General features: G+C 74.1%; 18 protein-coding genes. 4 read left to right on the top strand and 14 right to left on the bottom strand.

The features are described from left to right. Positions 1–72 precede the first annotated feature (72 nt). Positions 73–360 (bottom strand): hypothetical protein, encoded by a 288-nt coding sequence (locus ACFVX9_RS10450; protein WP_380373941.1) that lies wholly within the window; start codon positions 358–360, stop codon positions 73–75. Between the two features lie 28 nt (positions 361–388). After that, positions 389–913: an HAD domain-containing protein gene (locus tag ACFVX9_RS10455; RefSeq protein ID WP_387981307.1), complete on the bottom strand. Its 525-nt coding sequence runs from the start codon at positions 911–913 to the stop codon at positions 389–391. Between the two features lie 158 nt (positions 914–1,071). On the opposite strand from ACFVX9_RS10455, the gene ACFVX9_RS10460 reads away from it, so the two are divergent. Next, the gene (locus ACFVX9_RS10460) at positions 1,072–3,300 is read left to right on the top strand and encodes a hypothetical protein (protein ID WP_387981309.1); all 2,229 of its coding nucleotides are present in this window, start codon (positions 1,072–1,074) and stop codon (positions 3,298–3,300) included. Between the two features lie 157 nt (positions 3,301–3,457). On the opposite strand, the gene ACFVX9_RS10465 is transcribed toward ACFVX9_RS10460, so the two are convergent. The 4 genes from ACFVX9_RS10465 to ACFVX9_RS10480 form a co-directional block, all read right to left on the bottom strand. Further along, the gene (locus tag ACFVX9_RS10465; RefSeq protein ID WP_363367221.1) at positions 3,458–4,828 is read right to left on the bottom strand and encodes a S53 family peptidase; all 1,371 of its coding nucleotides are present in this window, start codon (positions 4,826–4,828) and stop codon (positions 3,458–3,460) included. A gap of 253 nt (positions 4,829–5,081) precedes the next feature. Beyond that, positions 5,082–5,852 carry a 3-oxoacyl-ACP reductase FabG gene (gene fabG, locus ACFVX9_RS10470; protein WP_380341806.1) on the bottom strand — a complete coding sequence of 257 codons (771 nt, stop codon included), beginning with the start codon at positions 5,850–5,852 and terminating at the stop codon, positions 5,082–5,084. Between the two features lie 136 nt (positions 5,853–5,988). Then, positions 5,989–7,191, bottom strand: a complete 1,203-nt coding sequence (locus ACFVX9_RS10475; protein WP_063350054.1) for an acetyl-CoA C-acyltransferase — start codon at positions 7,189–7,191, stop codon at positions 5,989–5,991. 160 nt (positions 7,192–7,351) lie between these two features. Continuing rightward, positions 7,352–8,515 (bottom strand): acyl-CoA dehydrogenase family protein, encoded by a 1,164-nt coding sequence (locus ACFVX9_RS10480; RefSeq protein ID WP_387981311.1) that lies wholly within the window; start codon positions 8,513–8,515, stop codon positions 7,352–7,354. 138 nt (positions 8,516–8,653) lie between these two features. Between ACFVX9_RS10480 and ACFVX9_RS10485 the strand changes: the two genes are divergently transcribed. After that, a complete protein-coding gene (locus ACFVX9_RS10485; protein ID WP_380479357.1) occupies positions 8,654–9,379 on the top strand; it encodes a TetR/AcrR family transcriptional regulator in 726 nt (241 codons plus the stop codon). A gap of 79 nt (positions 9,380–9,458) precedes the next feature. Here the strand turns inward: ACFVX9_RS10485 and ACFVX9_RS10490 are convergent, their stop codons facing one another. The 8 genes from ACFVX9_RS10490 to ACFVX9_RS10525 all read right to left on the bottom strand — a co-directional run bounded on the left by ACFVX9_RS10490 (position 9,459) and on the right by ACFVX9_RS10525 (position 18,773). After that, on the bottom strand, positions 9,459–10,694 hold the full coding sequence (locus ACFVX9_RS10490) for a nitric oxide synthase oxygenase (RefSeq protein WP_387981312.1): 1,236 nt from the start codon (positions 10,692–10,694) through the stop codon (positions 9,459–9,461). Between the two features lie 120 nt (positions 10,695–10,814). Beyond that, positions 10,815–12,239, bottom strand: a complete 1,425-nt coding sequence (locus ACFVX9_RS10495; RefSeq protein ID WP_387981314.1) for a sugar porter family MFS transporter — start codon at positions 12,237–12,239, stop codon at positions 10,815–10,817. Positions 12,240–12,382: 143 nt separating this feature from the next. Then, positions 12,383–13,354 (bottom strand): L-histidine N(alpha)-methyltransferase, encoded by a 972-nt coding sequence (gene egtD / locus ACFVX9_RS10500; RefSeq protein ID WP_063350058.1) that lies wholly within the window; start codon positions 13,352–13,354, stop codon positions 12,383–12,385. A 45-nt stretch (positions 13,355–13,399) separates the two neighbouring features. Then, positions 13,400–14,149: an ergothioneine biosynthesis protein EgtC gene (egtC, locus tag ACFVX9_RS10505; protein WP_387981316.1), complete on the bottom strand. Its 750-nt coding sequence runs from the start codon at positions 14,147–14,149 to the stop codon at positions 13,400–13,402. Beyond that, the gene (gene egtB / locus ACFVX9_RS10510) at positions 14,149–15,492 is read right to left on the bottom strand and encodes an ergothioneine biosynthesis protein EgtB (RefSeq protein ID WP_363367232.1); all 1,344 of its coding nucleotides are present in this window, start codon (positions 15,490–15,492) and stop codon (positions 14,149–14,151) included. The genes egtC and egtB overlap by 1 nt, the downstream gene beginning before the upstream one ends. After that, complete coding sequence (gene egtA, locus ACFVX9_RS10515) at positions 15,489–16,778, bottom strand: ergothioneine biosynthesis glutamate--cysteine ligase EgtA (RefSeq protein ID WP_387981318.1); 1,290 nt, start codon at positions 16,776–16,778, stop codon at positions 15,489–15,491. Before egtA ends, egtB begins: the two co-directional genes overlap by 4 nt. 311 nt (positions 16,779–17,089) lie before the next feature. Next, on the bottom strand, positions 17,090–18,235 hold the full coding sequence (locus tag ACFVX9_RS10520; protein WP_387981320.1) for an aminotransferase class I/II-fold pyridoxal phosphate-dependent enzyme: 1,146 nt from the start codon (positions 18,233–18,235) through the stop codon (positions 17,090–17,092). A 73-nt stretch (positions 18,236–18,308) separates the two neighbouring features. Beyond that, the gene (locus ACFVX9_RS10525; protein ID WP_063351550.1) at positions 18,309–18,773 is read right to left on the bottom strand and encodes an SRPBCC family protein; all 465 of its coding nucleotides are present in this window, start codon (positions 18,771–18,773) and stop codon (positions 18,309–18,311) included. A gap of 302 nt (positions 18,774–19,075) precedes the next feature. Between ACFVX9_RS10525 and ACFVX9_RS10530 the strand changes: the two genes are divergently transcribed. Continuing rightward, positions 19,076–19,882 (top strand): SAM-dependent methyltransferase, encoded by an 807-nt coding sequence (locus tag ACFVX9_RS10530; protein WP_380479346.1) that lies wholly within the window; start codon positions 19,076–19,078, stop codon positions 19,880–19,882. Between the two features lie 160 nt (positions 19,883–20,042). Beyond that, complete coding sequence (locus ACFVX9_RS10535) at positions 20,043–22,157, top strand: putative bifunctional diguanylate cyclase/phosphodiesterase (RefSeq protein WP_380373913.1); 2,115 nt, start codon at positions 20,043–20,045, stop codon at positions 22,155–22,157. The last annotated feature ends 201 nt before the right edge of the window (positions 22,158–22,358 follow it).

The raw sequence follows: 22,358 nt of genomic DNA on the forward strand, positions 1-22,358 counted from the left end.
CCCGGCCGCCCCTCGGGGTGACCGGGCAGCGGCATGCAGGGCCGGGCCGGTCAGGCCCGTCGGTCAGTCCGGTCAGGTCGGGCAGACGCACCGGCCGTCGACGGTGCGCTCGGTGGCGGTGTGGACGTCCCGGACGGCGGCGAGCGGGACCCGGGCCACCGCCACACCCACCCGGGTCCGGTCCGCCGGCGTCCGGGCGACGACGTCGACCTGCCCCTGCTCCGCCACGGTGGCCCGGGCGAGCACGCTGAAGACGTACGCCCCGCCCTCGACGCCGTACCCGTCCGCCCACAGCTCGACCACCGCCCCGCCGTCCAGCGTCAGGTGCCAGGGCAGGGGCGGTCCGGCGGCGAAGTCCATGGTCGGGGAGTCCAGATGGTCGGGGAGTCTAAGGCGTGTCGTGTCGGTGTGTGCGCAACCAGGCGTCCAGGGTGGCGAAGTCGGCTGCGGTGAGGCCGCGTTGGTGGTCGACGCGGTGGAGGAGCGCGGGGGCGGGCGAGTGGGCTGCGATCCAGCGGCGGTCGGTGGCGGCGATCTCGTCGTCCACCCAGACGAACGGACGGCCGGCGGCCCGGGCGACCAGCGCGCGGGTCTTCCCGTGCAGGCCGGCCGGTTCGTCGCCGTCCTCCACCGGCCAGTTCACGACGGGTAGTTGCGGCAGTCCGAGCCAGGGGGAGAGGCAGTCGTTCGCATCGGACATCCACGTCGTCGCCCACACCAGTTCGCACGGCAGGCTCAGCAGGCGCCCGCCGAGCGCCGGATCGACGCGGGCCAGCAGGGGGTTGACGCCCGGGCCGGGTGCGGCGGCGGAGACGCCGCGGAAGACGGGGTAGCCGCCCGGGGGCGGCGCGCCGAAGGGGATGAGCGGTCCGTCGATGTCGAGGAACAGGAGAGGTGTACCGGGGCCTGCCATGACGGCACGATAGCGGGCCGCGTGGCACGCCGATCGGAGACCCGGCCTGGATCGGGTGTGCCGGGATCTCGTAGGGTGGCGCGACGGGAGTGGTGGCAGGCACCACCCAGCAAGGGCATCAGACGCCGCGAAGCGGCGGGGTGGGCGGTGACCAGAAGATGGCGGAGACGACAGCTGTCCCCGGAGGCCCCGAACCGGCAGCGGACTCGGGCCCCTGGGACGCCGTACCGCCGCCGCGCACCCCGGCCGAGGAGCACCCGCCCGGGCCCGCCGCGCTCTACGAGCCGCCGCCCGTGCCCCCGCTCCCGCCGTCCGCTCCGGCAGCCCCGCCGTCGGCTCCGACGGCTCCGGCCACGGTGCCGGGACCGCCGCCGGCCGCGCCCACCGGATGGACCGTCACCGGCATGCCCGCCGTGGGCGCGCCGCCGTCCGCGGCCACGCCGCCGCCCTTCCCGGCCCCGGGCGTGAGCGCCCCCGGTGCGGGCGGACTGGGGGCGGCGCCGCGCGGACGGATCCTGGTCGTCGAGGGCGGTTACGGCAACTCCGGGCGCCGCACCTGGGGTCGGGGCGGTCCCGCCCAGGCGTCGGTGCTGTCCGCGATGCTCGCGGCCGTCTCACCGCAGGTACTGCTCGCCGCGGACGCGGTGGACGCCGTCCACCTCCCCGGCGCCAGCGACCCGCACACCGTCCTCGCCCACCTGCGTGCCGCGTCCCGCCATCCGGGGCCGCTGCTCGTCCACTTGGGCGGTCACGTGGTCGCCGACAAGCGCGGCGGACAGCTCCAGCTCACCCTGCGCGACTCCAAGCAGGACGGCCTGCCCTGGCAGGCCGTCGCCGCCGAGCTGAGCCACCGCCCGGCCGAGTGGCAGACCCTCGTCGTCGCCGACCTCAGCGCCGACCAGAACGCCTGGCCGTACCTCCAGGGCGCCGCCTCGCCGCTCAGCGAGGGCATCCCGCTGTGGGCGGTCGTCAGCCCGGACCCGGAGCAGATCGGCACCTTCACCAGGGCCCTGATCGAGGCGCTGCACGGCGGCCACCCCGGCGCGGGGGACGTGCTCGCGCCCGAGCAACTGCGGCAACAGGTGTACTCGGTGCTGCGGCCGGACGTCGTCATCCTGGCCACGCACGCCCCGGACCGGCCGGTCTTCCGCAACACCGCCCGCCGTGGCGACGGTCCGCCGGCCGACGCGGTGCCGGCTGACGTGGTGCCGGTTCACGCGGTGCCGCCGGTCCATGCCGTGCGGGCCGATGTGGTGTCGTCCGGGCCAGCCGCGCTGTCGGCGGTGCCGCCGGTGCCGGGTCGGGCGGAGTCGCAGGACGCCGTCGTCGAACCGCCCGTGGCGCCCTCGGCCTTGCCGTCGTCGGCCTCCCCGGCTCCCGCGACCGAGGCCGGTCCGGTGAGCCTGGTCAAGCCCGGCGTGCCGCCCACCCCGCCCAGGCCGTCCCGCCCGGTCAGCCTGCTGAAGGGGCAGCCGGCCGGCCGGGCTGGCGTGACCCTGCACAAGCCCGCTCCGGCGGACGCGACGCCCGAGGTCGTCGAGCCGTCCGCAGGCGCGACGCTGGCCAAGCCCCAGCAGCCGGGGCCGGAGCCGGAGTTGAAGCCGGAGTTGGAGTCCGGGCGGGAGCGGGAGTCGGAGCAGGCGCTGGCAGACGTCGCCACGCCGACGGCGGAACCGCAGGACGCCGCCCCGACGCAGGCCCCTCCCGTTGACGAGGCCCCCGCCGATGCGGTGTCGACGGTGGAAGCGCCGGACGACACGGCCCCTCCCGTTGACGAGGCCCCCGTGGACGCGGTCCCGGTGGCGGAGGCCCCAGCGGACGAGGTGCCGGCAGGCGCGGTGCCGGCGGACGAGGTGCCTGCAGACGCGGTGCCCGTCGACGCTCCGGCGTCCGGCCAGCCGCGTGCCGACTACCGGGACGCCATCGGCCGGATCGTCCGCAGCGCGGATGCCGGGGAGCACGGTGCCGCCACCGAACTCGCCTTCGCCCTCGAACTGGAGGCGATCGCCGAGCACGGCGCCGTCTCCGAACCGGTCCTCCAGGTGCGCCAGGTCCGGGCGCACGTGTGCCGTCTCGCGGGCCGGCCGGCCGAGGCCGCGGACATCTACCGCGAGGTGGCCCTGGCGCTGCTCCGTTCGCGGGGGCCGGACCACCCGGAGACCCAGCAGGCGGCCACCAATGCCGAGGCCTGCTGGCGCTCGGTCCCCGACCGCGCGGCGGCCCTTCGGATCGCCCCGGAGATCATCGAGCTCCGCGCCTACCTCCCGGGCCCCGACGGCCGTAAGCTCCGCGCCGCCGAGCGCTACCTCGCCCAACTGGCCGCCGCCCCGGAGCCCGCAGCGCCGCCCGCCCCGGAGCCCGCTTCCGCCTCGGCGGACCGCGTCTGACCCTTCGCGCCGCGCGGCCGGGCCGGCGACCGGCACCGGGCTGCGAGCAGCTAACACCGAACAGAAAACAAAAAACAGAAAACAGCGAACAGATAACAGATTTCGAAATCTGTTATCTGTTCGCTGTTAGTTGTTACTTGCTACCCACCACTGCCCGTCAGCGACCGGCGATGGCGTGGACGAACTTCGCGCCGTCGATGGTGCCGAGGCCGCTGGAGAGGTCGTAGCCCTCGGTGGCGGTGTAGCCGGTGACGCCGCCCCAGGAGTTGTCGCCCTCCTTCACGTCCGTGATGCCGGTCCGTGCGCCCGGGAGCAGGTTGAGCCCGTACAGGCGCCAGTTGAGCTGGCCGAGGCGGTGGCCGGCGAGCTGGTCGGCGAGGGCGACGACGCCGGAGAACAGCGGGGTGGCCTCGCTGGTGCCGCCGGTGAGGTGCCAGCCGACGGAGGTCGGGTCGTAGGACTCGTAGGTCCAGGCGCCGCCGTCGACGGCCGCGCTCATGCTGATGTCGGGCGTGCCGCGGTGGTTGCCGGTGACGTTGGCGACGCCGGCCTGGTACCACGGGCGCTCGAAGATGCCGGAGACGCCACCGCCGCCGGCGCCGGACTTGTCGTGCCACACCTTGTCGGGCGCGGTGCGTGCGCCGTTGTCGTCCAGGGTGAGCTGGGTGCCGCCGATGGAGGTGACCAGCGGGTCGGAGGACGGCCAGGAGTTGACCTTGTACGGGTACAGGTCGGTGCCGTTGGTCTGCGCGTCGGTGGCGCCGTTGTCGCCGGAGGCGGCGAGCACGGTGACGTTGTGGTCGGCGGCGGCCTTGAAGGCGTAGCGCAGGTCGGTGAGCGACTTGAAGTCGCCCTTGTCGTACCCCGGGAAGGTGTTCTCGGTGGCGCCGAAGCTCTGCGAGATGACGTCGCCGCGGCCGGCCTTGATGAGGGCCTTCTCGGCGTCCATCATCTCGGGCAGACCGGTGGTGCCCTCGGTCTCGGCGACACCGGTCTCGACCAGGACGATGTGCGCGTCGGGGGCGATGGCGTGGGCGTACTCGACGTCCAGCGTGGTCTCGCCGGCCCAGCCGGTGTGGTCGGGGTTCTTGGGGTCGAAGGCGGGGACGTTGCCCCACTTGACCACCTCGACGTTGGTGTCCTGGATGCCCCACTGCTTGTCGAAGACCTCCAGGTCGTGCTGGATGGTCGGCGAGCCGAAGGAGTCGACGATGACGATCGTGCGGCCCTTGCCGGTGATGCCCTCCTGGTACAGCGGGTTCAGGTTGTAGGCGTTCCGGTACTGCAGCGGCGAGTAGCAGTGGATGCCGATCTGACTGACGCACTGGGTGGTGGTCAGCGGGGCGGTGCGGCCCTGGGCGTTGTGGTGCCCGAAGGAGGCGGGGCGGACGTGGACGCCCGTGAGGTCGTGCGCGGGGGCGGCGGTCGCGGCGCCGACCGCCGGGACGGCGATGGTGCCGGCCGTGAGGGCGGTGGCCCCGACGGCGAGCAGAGCCAGGGCACGGCGAAGGGGGGCGGGGCTGCCCATGGGACTCCTTGGGGCGCAGGGCCCGACCTGGTCCGGTCGGGTCGGTCCGGCCATCCCATCGACTGCCGCATGATCATGCCATAGTCATTTGGTGGGGTCGCCTGATCAGAGGCATGGTCATGCTCGGCCACGCGAAAAGGTAAAGACCGTCCCAGGTGAAGGTAACCCCACGCCCGGGACGGTCATGTGACGACACATCAGTATTATCGTACTAATGCTGAGGGGTTCTTGACGATCCCCGCCCGGGCCAGCCCTACCGCGCCCCGCCGTTGACGTACAGCGTCTGCCCGCTGACGTACGAGGCGTCCTCGCTGGCCAGGAAGGCGACCACGGACGCGATCTCCTCCGGCTGTCCCACCCGGCGCAGCGGGGTCCGGGCGGAGACCTCCGCGTGCTGGTCCTCGGCCGTGCTGCCGACCCGCTCGGCGGTGGCCGCGGTCATCGCGGTGGCGACGTACCCGGGGGCGACGGCGTTGACGTTGATGTTGAACGGCCCCAGCTCGATCGCGAGGGTCGCGGTGAGCCCCTGGATGCCGGCCTTGGCGGCCGCGTAGTTGGCCTGTCCCCGGTTGCCGAGGGCGGAGCGCGAGCTGAGCGAGACGATCTTCCCGTACTTCTGCGCCACCATGTACTTCTGCGCGACGTGGCTGCAGTTGTACGCGCTGGTCAGATTGACGGTCAGGACCGCGTCCCAGTCGGCCTTCGGCATCTTGAAGAACAGGTTGTCCCGGGTGATCCCGGCGTTGTTCACCAGGATGTGCACCCCGCCGAGGTCTGCCGCGACCTGTGCGAACACCGCCTCGACGGCGTCGTAGTCGGCCACGTCGCAGCCGTACGCCCGAGCGGTGCCGCCCTTGGCGGTGATCTCCGCGACCGTCCCGGCGGCCCGTTCGGCGGTGAGGTCGACGACGGCGACGGTCGCGCCCTCCTCGGCGAGCCGGCGGGCGGTGGCCGCGCCGATGCCCTGCGCGGCGCCGGTCACGACGGCGACCCGCCCCGCGAACCTGCCCGCCAGGCCCGTCACTTCAGCCACTGCGGCTACTTCAGTCATTCCCGGTGCTCCCTTGGACTCGGACGTGAACTCGAACTCGGACGTGAACTCGGACGTGAACTCGGACGCGGACTCGACCGTGAACTCGGACGCGAACGCGGGCCCGCACTCAGTCAACGTTCTCGACGAGGACGGCAGTGCCCTGACCGACCCCCACACACATGGTGGCGAGGCCGCGCCGGGCGTCGGTGCGGCGCATCCGGTGCAGCAGGGTGGTGAGGATGCGCGCGCCGGAGCCGCCCAGCGGGTGGCCGAGCGCGATCGCCCCGCCGCTCGGGTTGACCAGTTCGTCGGCCTGTTCGGGGGTGAATCCGATGCCGTCGGCGGAGGCCAGGGCCTGGGCGGCGAAGGCCTCGTTGAGTTCGGCGGTGTCGAGGTCGGCCAGCGACCAGCCGGCCCGGCCGAGCACCTTGCGGGTGGCCGGCACCGGGCCGATGCCCATCACGTCGGGGTGCACCCCGACGGAGGCGCCGGCCACGTACCGGCCGAGCGGTCGCAGCCCGAGGTCGCGCAGCGCCTCCTCGCCGACCAGGAGCAGCCCGGCCGCGCCGTCGTTCATCGGCGAGGCGTTGCCTGCCGTGACGGTGCCGCCGGGGCGGAAGGCGGGCTTGAGACGGGCGAGTTTCTCCAGGCTGGTGTCCTCGCGGATGCCCTCGTCCTGGCCGACCGTCACGCCGTCGGGCCGTTCGACCGGGATCAGCTCGGCGTCGAAGTGGCCGTCCTTGCGGGCGGCGGCGGCCCGTTGGTGGCTGCGCAGCGCGAAGGCGTCCTGGCGTTCCCGCCCGATGCCGTACCGGCCGGCCACCTCCTCGGCGGTCTCGCCCATGCTGAGCACGCCGTGCAGTTCGGCCATCCGGGGGTTGGTGAGCCGCCAGCCGAGCCGGGTGTCGTAGGTCTCGATCCGGTGCGGGAGGGCCTCGTCGGGGCGGGGGAGGACGAAGGGGGCGCGGGTCATCGACTCGCAGCCGCCGGCCAGGACGACGTCGGCCTCGCCGGAGCCGATGGCCCGGGCGGCGAGGGTGACGGCCTCCAGCCCGGAGGCGCAGAGCCGGTTGACGGTGGCGCCGGGGACGGTCTCCGGCAGGCCGGCCAGCAGGACGGCCATCCGGGCGGCGTTGCGGTTGTCCTCGCCGGCCTGGTTGGCGGCACCCCAGTAGACGTCGTCGATGCGGGCGGGGTCGAGGGCGGGGACGTCGGCGAGCAGGGCGCGCAGCACGGTGGCCGAGAGGTCGTCCGGGCGGACCGTGGCGAGCGCTCCGCGCAGCCGGCCGATGGGTGTGCGGCGGGCTGCGGCGAAGTAGACGGGACGCACGTCGTCGGGCTCCTATCCGGTTGAATCCGAGTGATCCGAGTGATCCGAGTGATCCGAGCAGTCAGGGTGATCCGAGCAGTCAGGACGGTCCGGGTGATCCGGGTGGTCCGGGTGGTCCGATTGACCCGTCCTGGCTGATCGGATGGGATGAACGGGCTGGTCAGAAGGCGTTGACCCCGGTGAGGGCGCGGCCGATGAGCAACTGGTGGATCTGGCTGGTGCCCTCGTAGAGGGTCATGACCCGCGCGTCGCGCAGGTACTTGCCGACCGGGTACTCGTCGATGAAGCCGTAGCCGCCGAACACCTGGAGCGCGTTGTTGGCGGCCCGGACGGCGGCCTCGCTCGCGTAGAGCTTGGCGACGGAGGACTCGGTGGCGAACGGCAGGCCGCGTTCGATGTGGTCGGCGACCTTCCAGGTGAGCAGCCGGGCGGCCTCGACGTCGACGGCGATGCCGGCCAGCAGTTCCTGGACGAGCTGGTGCGAGGCGATCGGGCGGCCGAACTGCTCGCGCTCTCCGGCGTAGCGGACGGCGGCCTCCAGGCAGGCGCGGGCGATGCCGACGCAGCCCGCCGCGACCGACATCCGGCCCTTGGCGAGCGCGGACATCGCCACCCGGAACCCCTTGTCGACCTCGCCGAGCCGCGCGCTGTCGGACACCCGGACCCGGTCGAGGGCGAGCTCGGCAGTGGCCTGGCCGCGCAGGCCGAGCTTGCCGTGGATCTCGGTGCGGGTGAAGCCGGGCAGGTCGGTGGGCACCAGGAAAGCGGTGATGCCCTTGTGGCCCTGCCGGTCGGGGTCGTCGCCGCCGGTGCGGGCGAAGACCAGGGCGACGTCGGCCCAGGTGCCGTTGGTGATGAATATCTTGGCGCCGCTGATCAGCCAGTCGTCGCCGTCCCGGACGGCGCGGGTGCTGAGGTTGGCCGCGTCGGAGCCGGTGCCGGGTTCGGTGAGCGCGAAGCAGCCGAGCGACTCGCCCGAGGTGAGCCGGGGGAGCCAGTGCTGCTTCTGCTCCTCGGTCCCGTAGCCGTTGACGGACTTGGCGACCAGGCCGAGCGTGACCGAGACGATGCCGCGGACGGCCGAGTCGCCGCGGCCGAGCTCCTCCAGGACCAGGCAGTACGCGAGGTGGTCGCCGCCGCTGCCGCCGTAATCCTCGGGGATGGTGAGGCCGAGGAAGCCGAGCCCGGCCAGTTTGCCGATGATCGCGCGGTCGACGGACTCGGCACGGTCCCAGGCGGCGGCGTGCGGAGCGATCTCGCGGTCGGTGAAGGAGGCGGCGAGGTCCCGGACGGCGCTCTGCTCCTCGGACAGCTCCAGGTTCACGGCGGCTCCAGATCCATTAAACTAGCGCTGCAAGTTTTATGGAGGGACTGTAGCCCCGGCCGGCCCGCGCTGGGAAGGGGCACCTGCCAGAATCGGTCCCCGCCCCACCCGACCGGAGGAACCGGAGGCAGCACCCCGATGGCCCGCCCGCGCACCCCGCTGCTCAGCCGCGAGCGCATCGTCGCCGCTGCTCTGCGGCTGATCGACGCCGAGGGCCTGGCTGCCCTCTCCACCCGCCGCCTCGCCACCGAACTGTCGGTCAGCGGTCCCTCGCTCTACAACCACGTCGCGACCAAGGACGAACTGCTGGACGCGGTGGTGGACAGCGTGATCGGCGAGGTCGACTTGTCGATGTTCGGTGCGCCCGACGGCCCGCCCACCGCTACGCCCACCGCTAAGCCCGACGGCACGCCCGACGACGCACCCACCGCTACGCCCAGCGGCCGGCCGACGCCCTGGCCGGACGCGCTGCGCGCCTGGGCCCGCTCCTACCGCGCCGCCCTCGCCGCCCACCCCAACATCGTGCCGGTGCTCGCCCAGGGCCCGGGCCGCCGGCCGAACGCGCTGCGCCTGGCCGACGCGGTCTTCGGCCACCTGGTCGAGGCCGGCTGGCCGCGCGGCCAGGCCACCCGGATCGGCGCGCTGATGCGCTACTTCGTCACCGGCTCGGCACTGGCCTCCTTCGCGGCCGGCTTCCCCGCGGACGCCGAGGTGTACGACGCGGCCGACTACCCGCACCTCGGCGAGGCGCACCGGCTGGCCGGGCACCGCGGGACGGTGGACGAGGGCGCCTTCGAGACCGGCTTGGAAGCGCTGCTCGACGGGCTCGTCCTGCGCTTCGAGCGCCTCACCGAACGCCCCTAGACCCCGCCGCCGCCGGCCTTCTCCCTGTCCCACCGTCCCGCTGTTTCCGCTGCCCCCGCTGCCCCCGCCGCCCCCCGCCTCACCAGGGCTCGCGCGCCAGGAAGGCCGGCCGCAGCGACGGGTCCACCGGGTCGTAGTACCGGTGGTAGACGGGCGTGAGTCCGCCGGAGACCGGGGGCACGATCCAGCTCCAGTCCGCCGGGGTCGGCCGGCCGAGCCGCTTCTCCTGGGCGACGTGCCGGAGGAAGCGCTCGGACTCGGTGTGGTGGTCGGCGATCGTCACTCCGGCCTCCTGGAAGGAGTGCAGCACCGCGATGTTGAGCTCGATCAGCGCGCGGTCGCGCCAGAGCGTGCGCTCGCTGGAGGTGTCCAGGCCCAGACGCTCGGCGACGGTGCCGAGCAGGTCGTAGCGGTCGGCGTCGGCGAGGTTGCGGGCGCCGATCTCGGTGCCCATGTACCAGCCGTTGAAGGGCGCGGCCGGGTAGCGGACGCCGCCGATCTCCAGCGTCATGTCGCTGATCGCGGGCACCGCGTACCAGCGCAGGCCCAGGCCGGCGAACCAGTCGTACGCGGGGTGGGTGAGCGGCACCTCCAGGGTGGTGTCGTCCGGCAGCTCGTACCAGCGCGGGCGCTCGTCGGGGCGTTCCTGGACGAGCAGCGGCAGCACCTCGAAGCGGTCCTCGGCGCACTTCCAGCCGAGGTCGCGGGCGCGGGCGGCGAGTGCGGTGCCGGCCGGGTCGCCGACGACGGCGTCGCCGACCCGGTGGCCGGCGTAGCGGACCAGCTGCTGGTTGACGATGCGGGCGGCAGGGCGGCCCGGGCGGTCGGGGGCGAACACCGAGACCACCGGGCGGATCCGTCCGCCGTTGCCGGCCAGCCGCAGGTGCTCGAAGCACTCGGCGGCGATGTCGTCGGCCGAGTCGAGGTGGCGCAGGTCGCGCACCACCAGACTGCGCCAGTACAGCCGGCCGATGCAGCGGGCGGCGTTGCGCCAGGCGAGCTTGGCGCCGTAGGCGAGTTCGGCGGGGGTGTGCTCGTAGCTGCCGGTGCTCCCGATCTCGTCGAGGACGGCCCGTATCCGGGCGTCCGGGGCCCCGGTGGCGGGCTGCTCGCGATGGAAGCGGCGGATGAACTCGGCGGCCTGCTCCGGGTCGGTGAATGGCGGCGACGGCGACGGCGGCGGCGTGGACGATGGCGGGGGCGACGGCCGGGCCGCGGCCGGGGCGTGAGTGTGGGCGTACGGGCAGCCGCCGGCGGGGGCGGCGGGGGCGGCGGCTGGTCTGCGGGCGCGGAGCCGGTTGAAGATCAAGGACACATCCCTCCTGGCGAACAGGAGTACCGGAGGTGTCCGGGCCGCCGCAGGGAGTGAACGATTCGGCCCCCGCACCCGCGCTGATCGCGCTAGGGTGCGGGGGCCGATGGTCGGACTGTCGGATCAGCCCATGTCCTCCAGTCGGACGCCCTTGGTCTCCTTCATGAACTTCGCCACGAAGACGATCGACAGCGCCGCGAACGCCGCGTACACCAGGTAGGTCGCCGACAGGTTCCAGCGCGACATCGACGGGAACGACACGGTGATCGCCCAGTTGGCGATCCACTGCGCGGAGGCGGCGACGGACAGCGCGGCGGCCCGGATGCGGTTCGGGAACATCTCGCCGAGCATCACCCAGACGACGACGCCCCAGGACATCGCGAAGAACAGCACGAAGGCGTTGGCGGCGACCAGCGCGACGGTGCCCTGGAGGTCGGGCAGCGTGACGTTGTCACCGCTGCCGGTGGCGGAGGAGAACGCCCAGCCGGCCGCGCCGAGCGCGACGGCCATGCCGGCCGAGCCGATCAGGGCGAGCGGCTTGCGGCCGATCCGGTCCACCAGCAGGATCGCGACGACGGTGCCGAGGATGTTGATGACCGAGCCGACGAAGCTGATCAGCAGCGAGTTGCTCTGGTCGATGCCGACCGACTGCCACAGGATCGACGAGTAGTAGAAGATCACGTTGATGCCGACCAGCTGCTGGAAGACCGACAGGCCGATGCCGACCCAGACGATCGGCAGCAGGCCGAAGCGCCCGCCGAGCAGGTCGCCGAAGCGCGGGCGGTGGTCGGAGGCGATCAGCCCCTGGACCTCTGCGATCCGGGCGTCGGTGTCGATGTCCTGGCCCTCGACCTGGGCGAGCACGGCGCGGGCGTCGTCCAGCCGGCCGGCCTGGATCAGGTAGCGCGGGGACTCGGGGATCACCGAGGCGAGGGTGAAGTAGACCGCGGCCGGGACGACGCAGATGCCGAGCATCCACTGCCAGGCCTCCAGGCCGAGCAGCTGGCCGCGGGTGTTGCCGCCGGCCGCGTTCGCCAGCAGCCAGTTGACCAGCTGGGAGATCGCGATGCCGAGCACGATCGCGGCCTGCTGGAAGGAGGCCAGCCGGCCCCGGTACTTGGTGGGCGCGACCTCGGCGATGTAGGTCGGGGCGATCACCGAGGCGATGCCGATGGCCGCGCCGCCGAGCACGCGCCAGAAGGCGAGGTCCCAGGCGGCGAAGGGGAGCATCGAGCCGATCGCGCTGACCGCGAACAGCAGCGCGCCCGCCTTCATGACCTTGATGCGGCCGTAGCGGTCGGCGAACCGGCCGGCCAGTGCGGCGCCGATCGCCGAGCCCAGCAGGGCGGAGGAGACGATCAGACCGGTCACGCCGTCGCCGACGCCGAACTTCTCCTGGATTCCGGAGACGGCGCCGTTGATCACGGAACTGTCGTAGCCGAACAGGAACCCGCCGAGGGCTGCGGCGGCGGTGATGAAGACGACGAAGCCGAGGCGGCCGGGCGCGGAGGCCTCGACCGCCCCGGAGGGCTGCTTGGTGACGCTCACGATCTTGACTCCTGGTACTCAACGCTGAGCTCGGTAGCCGAGATCGTAACCCCTATTCGTTTAAGTCTTGTACACCTGAAACCTCAATTTTTGCTCTGAGTATTCGTAAAGTGAACAAGCAAATTAGGCTGCGCCGACCCTCCCTACGCCGGGGCGGACAGTGACAGCCCGAACCGGCCCTCCTCGTCCGTCCACCAGTGGCTCAGCCGCAGCCCGGCCGCCGCCAGCTCGGCGGACACCCGCTCCCGGCGGAACTTGGCGGACACCTCGGTGCGCAGCTCCTCGCCCCGGTCGAAGTGCACCGGCAGGTTCAGCGCCGGGATCTTCACGGTCTGCGCGCGCAGCGAGCGCAGCCGCATCTCGATCCACTCCCGGTCCGGGTCCCACCGCGCGACGTGCGCGAACGCGGTCGGGTCGAAGTCGGCGCCCAGCTCGCGGTTGAGCACGTTGAGCACGTTGAGGTTGAACTCGGCGGTCACCCCGGCCGCGTCGTCGTAGGCGGCGACCAGCATCGACGGGTCCTTGACCAGGTCGGTGCCGAGCAGCAGGAAGTCGCCCGGGTCGAGGGCCGCGCGCAGCCCGCGCAGGAAGGCCGCCCGCTCCTCGGGCAGCAGGTTGCCCAGGGTGCCGCCGAGGAAGGCGACCAGCCGGGGGCCGCCCTCCGGGGGCAGGCCGAGCCGGGCGGTGAAGTCGGCCAGCACGCCGTGCACGGCGAGCCCGGGGTACTCGGCGGCGAGCGCGACGCCGGCGGCGGTCAGCGCGCTCTCGCTGACGTCCACCGGGACGTACGTCTCCAGGGTGCCGAGCGCGCGCAGCGCGTCCAGCAGCAGCCGGGTCTTCTCGGAGGAGCCGGAGCCCAGCTCGACCAGCGTGCGGGCCCCGGTGGCGGCGGCGATCTCGCCGGCCCGGGCGGTCAGGATGGCCCGCTCGGCGCGGGTCGGGTAGTACTCCGGCAGCCGGGTGATCTCCTCGAACAGCTCGCTGCCCCGCGCGTCGTAGAACCACTTCGGCGGCAGCCACTTGGGTTCGGAGGTCAGCCCGTGCTGCACGTCGTGGCGCAGCGCGGTGCTGAAGTGGTCGGCGGGCAGCAGCCGGGTGAGATCAAATGTGTCCATGACAGGGTGGGTCCTCTGTTCAGAAGATGAAGGGGCGATGGAGGATCAGTAGTGGCCGAGGAGCTGACGGACGGTGACGCCGCGCTCGTCGACCACCACCAGCGAGCCGTCCGGGACGGCCGTCCAGCCGGGGGCGTCGTCGTACGGCTCGGAGGCCACCACCGTGCCGAGCCCGGGCAGGTCGCGGTGGTGCAGGGTGTCGCCCCAGGCGGTCGCGGCGAGCGTGCGGCCGTCGGTGAGCAGCAGGTTGAGCCGGCCGGTGGTGTGCGCGGTGACGTCCGCGACGGTGCCCGCCAGCGCCTCGCCGAGCCCGGCCCCCGCCCGCAGCCGGTGCAGGACCAGGGCCCACAGCAGCGCCGAGTCGGAGCGCGCCTCCAGCTCCAGCAGCTCGGCCGGCGGGAGCAGGGCGGCCAGCGCGTCCAGCTTGCCCGGCCAGCCCGCCACCGCGCCGTTGTGGCTGAACAGCCAGGGCCCGGCCGCGAACGGCGCCGCCGCGCTCTCGCCCGCCGCGCAGCCCTCGGTGGCGGAGCGCACCGCCGCCAGCAGCGCCCGGGTGCGGATCACCCGGGCGAGGTCGGCGAACGCGGCGTCCGCCCAGATCGGCCCGTCCCGGCGGTAGCGGGCCGGCACCTCGTCGCCGTCCGCGTACCAGCCGAGGCCGAAGCCGTCCGCGTTGACCGTGCCGTACTGCTGCGCCCGGGGCGCCCAGGACTGCCGGTACAGGCCGTGCGGCGGGTGCACCAGCAGCTCCTGCGGCGCCACCGGCTCACCCAGGTAGGCGAGGTGGCGGCACATCAGGCCACCTCCAGGTCGCGGGCGGTGCGGAACCCGGCGAAGATCTGCCGCCGGACGGGGTAGTCCCAGTTACGGAAGGTGCCCCGGCAGGCGACCGGCGCCACCGCGAAGCAGCCGCCGCGCAGCACCTTGTACTCCGGTCCGAAGAAGACCTCCGAGTACTCCTGGTACGGCCAGGCCCGGAACCCCGGGTAGGGGCGGAAGTCGCTGGCCGTCCACTCCCACACGTCGCCGATCAACTGCCGTACGCCGTACGGGGACTCGCCCGCCGGGTAGCCGCCGGCCGGGGCCGGGCGCAGGTGCCGCTGCCCGAGGTTGGCGTGCTCGGCTCCGGGGGCCTGGTCGCCCCACGGGTAGCGGCGGGAGCGGCCGCTCGCCGGGTCGTGCCGGGCCGCCTTCTCCCACTCCGCCTCGGTCGGCAGCCGCCGTCCGGCCCACCGGGCGTAGGCGTCCGCCTCGTACCAGCTGACGTGCAGGACGGGCTCGTCCGCCGGGACGGGCTCCACCGCGCCGAACCGGCGCCGCAGCCACTGGCCGCCGTCCAGGCGCCAGAACAGCGGGGCGGTCAGGTCGGCCCGCCGCCGGTGCTCCCAGCCCTCGGGCGTCCACCAGCGCGGCTCGTCGTAGCCGCCGTCCGCGATGAACCGCTGGTACGCGGCGTTGGTGACGGGCGTGGTGTCCAGCAGGAAGGCGGGCAGCTCGACCACGTGCGCGGGGCGCTCGTTGTCCAGCGCCCACGGCTCGGTGTCGGTGCCCATCGTGAACGGCCCTGCGGGGACGAGCACTTCGGCGGGCAGAGCGGCCGCGTCCGCCGGGGCGGGCGGCGGCGGGGGAGCGGCCAGCGCCGGCTCCCCCGGGCGGAGCTGGTGGGTGATCAGCATCGTCTCGTCGTGCTGCTGCTCGTGCTGGGCGATCATCCCGAACGCGAACCCCGCGTCCAGCAGCGGCGCCCCCTCCAGCGGACTGGCCGCCAGCAGGTCCAGCACCCGGCCGCGCACCTCGTGCGCGTACGCCCGGGCCTCGGCGGGCGCCAGCAGCGGCAGGCTCGGCCGCTCGGCCCGGGGGTGCTGGAAGGCGTCGTACAGCGGGTCGATCTCCGGGTGCATCGGGTCGCGGCCGCCGACGTTGCGCAGCAGCCAGAGTTCCTCCTGGTTGCCGATGTGCGCCAGGTCCCAGACCAGCGGGGACATCAACGGCGAGTGCTGGGCGGTGAGGTCGCCGTCCTCGACGCAGTCGGTGAGCGCGGCGGTGCGGGCACGGGCGGCCAGCAGCTCGGCCGCGATGGTCTCGCGCAGCTCCTCGGTGCCCGCCGCCGGGGCGGCAGGGGGGCGGACGTCGGTCATGGTGCGGCCTCCTCCGGAGGAGTGCGTCGGGTGCCGGAGCGCAGGGCGTCCAGCTGGTCGTCGGCGGGGCAGCGGCCGCGCGCGGGGTAGCGCTCGGCGAACTCGGCGACGGCGGCGCGCAGCCGTCCGGCGCCGGGCAGTCGGCCCAGCGCGGCGTCGGCGGCGGCGAAGCAGGTCAGGGCGGCGCGGCGCAGCTCGGGATCGGCGACGGCCAGCGTCGCGGCCCGGCGCCAGACGTCGCTGCGCGGCGGGCGCGGACCGTCCGGGCGGTCCAGCGGCTCCAGCGCGGCGAGCGCGGCCTCGGCGGCCGGCGGGTCGTCCAGCAGCGCGGTGACCAGGGCGGTGGGTACCACCCAGCCGTCCCCGGGCTGGGCGTCGATCATGCGCAGCTCCAGGTGGCCGCGTGGGCGCACCGGCGGGAACAGGGTGGTCCGGTGGTAGTCCAAGTCGGCCAGCGTGGGCGGGCGTTCACCACCGCCGCGGACCCAGTCGCGAAAGGTCAGGCCGGGCGGGGCCGTCCACGGCAGCCCCTCCGGGCGGCGCACGCACAGCACCTCGGCGTCCAGCACGTACCGCGCCCAGGCCTCGCGCGGGTCGCCGTGGTCCGGCTCCGGGGCGAGCGTGCGGGTCGGGTCCATCCGGGACCAGACGGTCTGCCGGGTGGACCGGTGACCGGTCGGCCTGCCGTCCAGCAGCGGGGAGTTGGCGAAGGCGGCGACCAGGACGGGGCCGAGCAGGTGGGTCAGCCGCCAGCGGCGCTCCACCGCGTGCGGGCCGCCCGCGTCGCCGGCGTCCAGGCACACCTGCACCGAGGCCGTGCCGGTCATCATGATCCGGCCCCAGGGGCCGGCGGAGTCGAAGAACCGCTCCATCGCGAGGTAGCGGGGGTGGTCCAGGACCATCAGGCGGGGGCGGGCCAGCGGGTCCGTCCCGGTGCCGGTGAGGCGCAGGCCCTGCGCCGCGAAGGCGGCCCGCAGGGCGGTCAGATCGCGTCGGGTGTCCTCGACGCAGGCCAGGAGGCCGGTGGCGGGCGGGGAGCTGAGCTCGACCTGCCCGCCGGGTTCGAGCGTGAGCCGCGAGCCGGAGGGGAGCGAGGCCCCGTCCGGGCCGCCGAGTGGCAGCGACTCCAGTGCGGCGTGGACCAGTTCCGGTCGGACGGGCTTGCCGGGACATCGGTCGTCGTGGACGAACCACTCGACCTCGACGCCCACCAGCCGGGGCGGTCCGATCTTGAAGCAGACGCCCGACACGTGGCTGAGCGCCCCCGACTCGGTCAGCGGGGTCACCCCCGGCGGGGGCGCTGGGGGGCTCTGCCGGTCGGGCGGAGTGGTGCGGGATGTCGGTATCACCGGACTTACCATCCTCGGGGTCAGGATTGCGGCCCGAACTACCCTGCCCAGTCTGCTACGGAGCATGCGGGGGCGCTTCGCAAATATCGTGTGAACGTTCGTTTCTGCAGGTCAGGGGTGGCGCGATCGGGTGAATCCGGGGATCCGGGGCGGCTTTCCGGGCGTGCGCGGGGTGCCGGGCGGGAGCGTCGAGGGACGTCGGTGAGCAGAGGGCGCGCGGGCGTCGGGCGGGTGCCCCGGCGGTTCGGTCACCGTCGGTCGAGGCGCTCCAGGACGGCGTCCAGCACCGGGCCCGGCAGGGCGTAGTTCAGCCGCAGCCCGCCCCGGCCGCCGGGGCCGAACTCGGCGCCGTCCGAGGCCTCCAGGCCGCAGCGCTCCAGCAGCGCCCGGCGGGCCCCGTCCGGCGGCAGCCCCAGGGCGGCGGCGTCCAGCCAGAGCAGGTAGGAGGACTGCGGCGCGGAGCGGACGGCGGTCCCCAGCCGACCGGTGAGCCGGGCGCGGGCGGCGGCGAGGTGGGCGAGCAGTGCGTCCAGCCACGGCCCGCCCTCGGCCAGCGCCGCCCGCTGGACGGTCTGCTCCAGCAGACCGCCCTCCCAGAGGCCGAAGCCGGCCAGCACCTCGGTGAACCGGGCGCGCAGGCCCGGATCGGGGACGAGCGCGAAACTGCTCGGCAGGCCGGAGCAGTTGAAGGTCTTGCCGACCGAGTTCAGCGTGACCACCCGGGGCCGGAGCGCCGCGTCGACGGTGGCCACCGCCACCGGGTGGACGTACCCGGGGTGGGTGAGATCGCCGTGCACCTCGTCCGAGACCAGCAGCGCGCCGGCCTCCGCCGCCCGCTCGGCGAGGGACCGCAGTTCGGCGGTCGGCCAGACCCGGGCGGAGGGGTTGTGCGGGCTGCTCAGCAGAACGGCTCCGGCCGGGTGGGGGAGCGGGCCGTCCGGGAGCCGGTAGCCGTCCGGGCCGACGGCCAGGGGCAGTTCCCGGTACGGGAGGCCGGCCGCCCGGCACAGTTGGGCGAAGCCGCCCCACTCCGGCGTCGGGAACAGCACCGGCGCCTGCGGGCGCACGGTCTCCAGCAGCAGGCGCAGGGCGGTGCGCGGGCCGCAGGGCAGCAGCAGCACCCAGTCCGGATCCACCTCGACGCCGTGCCGCGAGCGGTACCAGCGGGCCACCAGAGCCCGCCCGGCCGGGTCGCACACCGTGTACCCGTACGCGCGGTGGCGGGCCCGGCGCTCCAGCGCGGCGGCCACGGCCGGGGGCCCGGGCAGGTCCATGTCCGCCAGGCCCATCGCGATCACCCCGGGCGCCCCCGCGCGGGCCCACTTGCTGCTGCCCGTCCCGGTCCGGTCGAAGGGGGCCGTGAAGCCGAACGCGTCCGGTGCGGTGGTGGGCATGACGGCCTCCGGTGGTCGGGGGTGCGCCGCCACGCTAGAGCCGGACGGGTCCTGGCCGCCACCGGCCGTGTGGTCACCTCTTCGCCGGCCCGCCCCCGCTGCCCAGGTGCGCCGCCAGCCCCCGCCGCCCCCGGCGCATCATCACCGCGTGGTTGGCCCGGAACAGCGGGTGCAGGGGCAGCGCGAGGCGGCGCAGCAGGGGCTTGCCGGGGCGGGTGTCCTCCTCGAAGAGCACGCGGCTGCCCGGCCCGTCCGAGGTGACGGTGAACCGTGACCACCCGGTGAGATCGCCCCGCATGGCCGCCTCCAGCACTCCGGCGGCCGGGTCGCGCCGTCGGGTCTCCAGGCGGATCACCAGCCGGTACGGCAGCAGCGCGCGCACCACGAGGTCCCCGGACTCCTCGCCGGTCTGCCGGACTTCGAGGACCTCGGGCCACCACAGCGGGTAACTCCGTACGTCCTCCAGTGCCGCGTACACGTCGGGCGCCGGCGCCGCGAGTCGCCACGTGCCCCGGAAACGGTAGTGGTTGGGGTCCACGGGCCCCACCCTAGGACGCTCCGGTCCGGAGCCGGCCCGTTTCGGTCGGGTTCCCTCGTCGGCCCGGACCGGGTCCCTGTGTGCCCCTGCGTGGGCCCCTGTGTCGGCCCGGCCGTCGGTCGGTCCGGTGCCGGTGAGACGGGAGGCGAACGCTCCGTAAACGTCGCATGCCAGGAGGGAGGTGTTCCGCTTGCGGCCGTTCGGGGTGCAGGGGAGGATCTTGTGTGCTTGTAGTCTCGTCTGTCACAGCAGCTGTCGCGAGGCACTGCACCCCCGGAAAACGGAGTGAAGGAGTCACAGGCATGCGGCGACCGAGCTGGGTACCGGAGGGCACGGACCTGGACAAACCGAACGCCGCGCGGGTCTACGACTACTACCTGGGGGGCTCGCACAACTTCGAGGTCGACCGGGAGATGGCGCGCAAGGCGATGGCCCTGTGGCCGGAGCTGCCGCAGATCATGCGCTCCAACCGGGCCTTCCTGCGGCGGGCCGTGTCCTTCCTGGCCGAGCGCGGCGTCACCCGCTTCCTGGACATCGGCTCCGGCATCCCGACCTTCGGCGCGGTGCACGAGATCGCCCGCGCGATCCGCCCCGAGGCGACGGTCCTCTACGTGGACCGGGACCCGGTCGCCGTCGCGCACAGCCGCCTGCTGCTGGAGGACGACCCCGGCAGCGAGGTCGTCCAGGCCGACCTGCGCGACGTCCACGACCTGCTGGCCCGCCCCGAGGTGGCCGCTCTGCTGGCGCAGGGCGAGCCGGTGGCCGTCCTGCTGGTCGCCGTCGCGCACTTCGTCACCGACGACGAGGACCCGTGGAAGCTGATCGGCACGCTCCGTGACGCGCTCCCGCCCGGCAGCGCGCTGGTCCTCTCGCACGCCTCCCTGGAGGGCCGACCGGACCAGGCGGAGGACCACCAGGAGCTCTACCGCAGGACGCCGACCCCGCTGACCATGCGCACCCACGAGCAGATCAGCGGGATGTTCGCCGGCTTCGAGCTGGTCGAACCGGGCGTGGTCTACCTGCCGCAGTGGCGTCCGGACCAGCCGGAGACGGTCGGCGAGCACCCCGAGCGGATGACCGGGGTGGCGGGCGTGGGGTTCCGCCCTTGAGCGGACGGATCGGGCGAGTGACCGACGGCCGCGGGCTCCGCGAAGCGGCCGCCGCTCACCCCGCCGTGCCCGCCGCGCGGACCACTGCGCCCCCCGCCCGGCCCGCCGCCGTCTGCGGCGGCCACCCCGCAGCGGTGACCGCACGCACCCGGGCGGACGCATGAGCGCCTCCCCGGTCGCCGGCAGCGCCGAGCGGTTCCACGAGGCCTGGGCGCGGCTGCTCTCCGCCGACCACGGCACGGCCGTCGACCCCGGGCTGCTCGGCCGCCTCACCGCCCGCACCGCCGCCCTGCTCCACCGCGCGCAGCTGGGCGAGCCGTTCGAGCCCCGGCTGGCCGAGCAGGCCGGCGCGGAACTGGTCGACGCGCACTTCACCGACCCGGTGGTGCTGGCCCGGGCGGTGGAACTGCTCCAGGTGCAGCCGCTCGGCGACGACCGCGGCCCGGCCCTGACCGGCGCCTTCGCGGCCGGCTGGGCCGCCGCCCTGCGCGAGCGCACGCTGCGGGAGCAGGAGGCGATCCGCACCGCCGCCGACACCGCCCGCAAGGAGGCCGAGCGGGCGCTGCGCGACTCCGAGGCCCGGTTCCGGGCGCTGTTCGAGAGCGCGGCCATCGGGATCGGCATCGGCGACACCGACGGCAACATCCTGGCGGTCAACAAGGCGCTCCAGGAGCTGTTCGGCGCGAGCCCGGAGGACATGACCGGCCGCCGGGTCGGCGACCTCGTCCACCCCGAGGACACCCCGGGCGTGTGGGAGGCGTACGAGGAGCTGATCAGCGGCAAGCGGGACTACTTCCAGTTCGACAAGCCGTACTACCGCCAGGACGGCGAGGTGGTCTGGACCCATCTGACCGTCTCGCTGATCCGCGACGACGACGGCGTCCCGCAGTACCAGGTCGCGATGCTGGAGGACGTCACCGACCGCTACCGGCTCCAGGAGCGGCTGCGCCACCAGGCCACCCACGACCCGCTGACCGGCCTGCCGAACCGGGCGGCCTTCTTCGAGCGGCTGGAGAAGCTGTTCGAGGATCCGGATCCGGGCGCCAGGTTCGGCCTCTGCTACGTCGACCTCGACGGCTTCAAGGTGGTCAACGACAGCCTCGGCCACGACACCGGGGACGAGCTGCTGTCCGCCGTGGCGGCCCGGCTGAAGGCCGCGCTCAACCCGCTCGGCCACCTGGTGGCCCGGCTCGGCGGCGACGAGTTCGTGGTGCTGCTGGAGAACTGCCGGGGCGAGCAGGAGGCCGTCGCGGCGGCGAAGACCGTGCTCAAGGCGCTGGCCGGGCCGGTGCTGATCGGCGACCACAAGCTGGCCGTGGGCGCGAGTGTCGGCGTGCTGGAGCGGCGGGTGTCCACCACCACCCCGGGCGCGGCCGTGCGGGCCGCCGACCTGACGCTGTACCGGGCCAAGGAGGCCGGCCGCGGCCGCTGGACGCTGTTCGACCCCAAGGAGAACGCCCGCGCGGTCAGCCGTTACGCGGTGTCGGTGCGGATGCCGGCCGCCCTCGACCGGGGCGAGTTCTTCATCGACTACCAGCCGCTGTACGCGCTGGCGGACGGCCGGCTGGCCGCGGTGGAGGCGCTGGTGCGCTGGCGCCACCCGCAGCTCGGCGTGCTCGGCCCGGACGAGTTCGTGACCACCGCCGAGGAGACCGGGCTGATCATGCCGCTCGGCCGCTGGGTGCTGGAGCAGGCCTGTGGCCAGGCCGCGGACTGGGTCAAGCGCTTCGGCGACGCCGCGCCGCAGCTGAACGTCAACCTGGCGGTCCGCCAGGCGCGCAGTGCGGCGCTCGTCACCGACCTCGGCCGGATCCTGGATGCGACCGGACTCGATCCGGCCCGGCTGCAGCTGGAGATCACCGAGTCGACCGTGGTCGGGCCCGAGGACGAGGCGCTGCGCACCCTGCACGGGCTGGTGGACCTCGGCGTGTCGCTGGCCGTGGACGACTTCGGCACCGGCTGGTCCAACCTCGCGTACCTGCGCGACCTGCCGGTCTCCGGGCTGAAGATCGCCGGTTCCTTCGTCGGCGACCTGCACGACCCGGAGAAGGACGAGTCCACCGGGTGGCGGATCGTCAGCGGCCTGGTGTCGATGGCGCACGCGCTCGGGCTGACCGTCACCGCCGAGGGCGTGGAGACCCGCAAGGACGCCGAACGACTGCGGACCATCGGCTGCGACTGGGCGCAGGGCTGGCACTTCGGCCGCCCGGTGCGGCCGGCCGAGATCGCCCGCCGGATCGCCGAGGAGCCCCGGGGGCGCCCGGTCGGGGGCTGACGCGTCGGGGCCGTCAGGGGGCAGGGGCCGAGCAGGTGGGGAAGGCCCGCGGTGGCGTTCGGCAGCGGTCGTGCAACCGCTCGGTCGCGTTCCGGAAAATCGGCCAACACCACGGCCCACCATGCGGGATGATGGCGCGTCAAAATCACCACCCGGGGCCGTGTGGTGCGTGGCTACGGCCCCGCGCCGGCCCCGGGAAGC

This window comes from Kitasatospora sp. NPDC058243, from assembly GCF_042882025.1.
In the GTDB taxonomy this organism is placed as follows: Bacteria; Actinomycetota; Actinomycetes; order Streptomycetales; family Streptomycetaceae; genus Kitasatospora.

What these genes read in the sequence shown, in the direction of transcription:
- ACFVX9_RS10465 (WP_363367221.1), bottom strand. Translation starts at nt 4,828, where the DNA reads ATGGGCAGCCCCGCCCCCCTTCGCCGTGCCCTGGCTCTGCTCGCCGTC.
- egtB (WP_363367232.1), bottom strand. Translation starts at nt 15,492, where the DNA reads ATGACCGACGTCCGCCCCCCTGCCGCCCCGGCGGCGGGCACCGAGGAG.
- egtC (WP_387981316.1), bottom strand. Translation starts at nt 14,149, where the DNA reads ATGTGCCGCCACCTCGCCTACCTGGGTGAGCCGGTGGCGCCGCAGGAG.
- ACFVX9_RS10530 (WP_380479346.1), top strand. Translation starts at nt 19,076, where the DNA reads ATGCGGCGACCGAGCTGGGTACCGGAGGGCACGGACCTGGACAAACCG.
- ACFVX9_RS10450 (WP_380373941.1), bottom strand. Translation starts at nt 360, where the DNA reads ATGGACTTCGCCGCCGGACCGCCCCTGCCCTGGCACCTGACGCTGGAC.
- ACFVX9_RS10485 (WP_380479357.1), top strand. Translation starts at nt 8,654, where the DNA reads ATGGCCCGCCCGCGCACCCCGCTGCTCAGCCGCGAGCGCATCGTCGCC.
- ACFVX9_RS10460 (WP_387981309.1), top strand. Translation starts at nt 1,072, where the DNA reads ATGGCGGAGACGACAGCTGTCCCCGGAGGCCCCGAACCGGCAGCGGAC.
- ACFVX9_RS10455 (WP_387981307.1), bottom strand. Translation starts at nt 913, where the DNA reads ATGGCAGGCCCCGGTACACCTCTCCTGTTCCTCGACATCGACGGACCG.
- ACFVX9_RS10520 (WP_387981320.1), bottom strand. Translation starts at nt 18,235, where the DNA reads ATGCCCACCACCGCACCGGACGCGTTCGGCTTCACGGCCCCCTTCGAC.
- egtD (WP_063350058.1), bottom strand. Translation starts at nt 13,354, where the DNA reads ATGGACACATTTGATCTCACCCGGCTGCTGCCCGCCGACCACTTCAGC.
- ACFVX9_RS10535 (WP_380373913.1), top strand. Translation starts at nt 20,043, where the DNA reads ATGAGCGCCTCCCCGGTCGCCGGCAGCGCCGAGCGGTTCCACGAGGCC.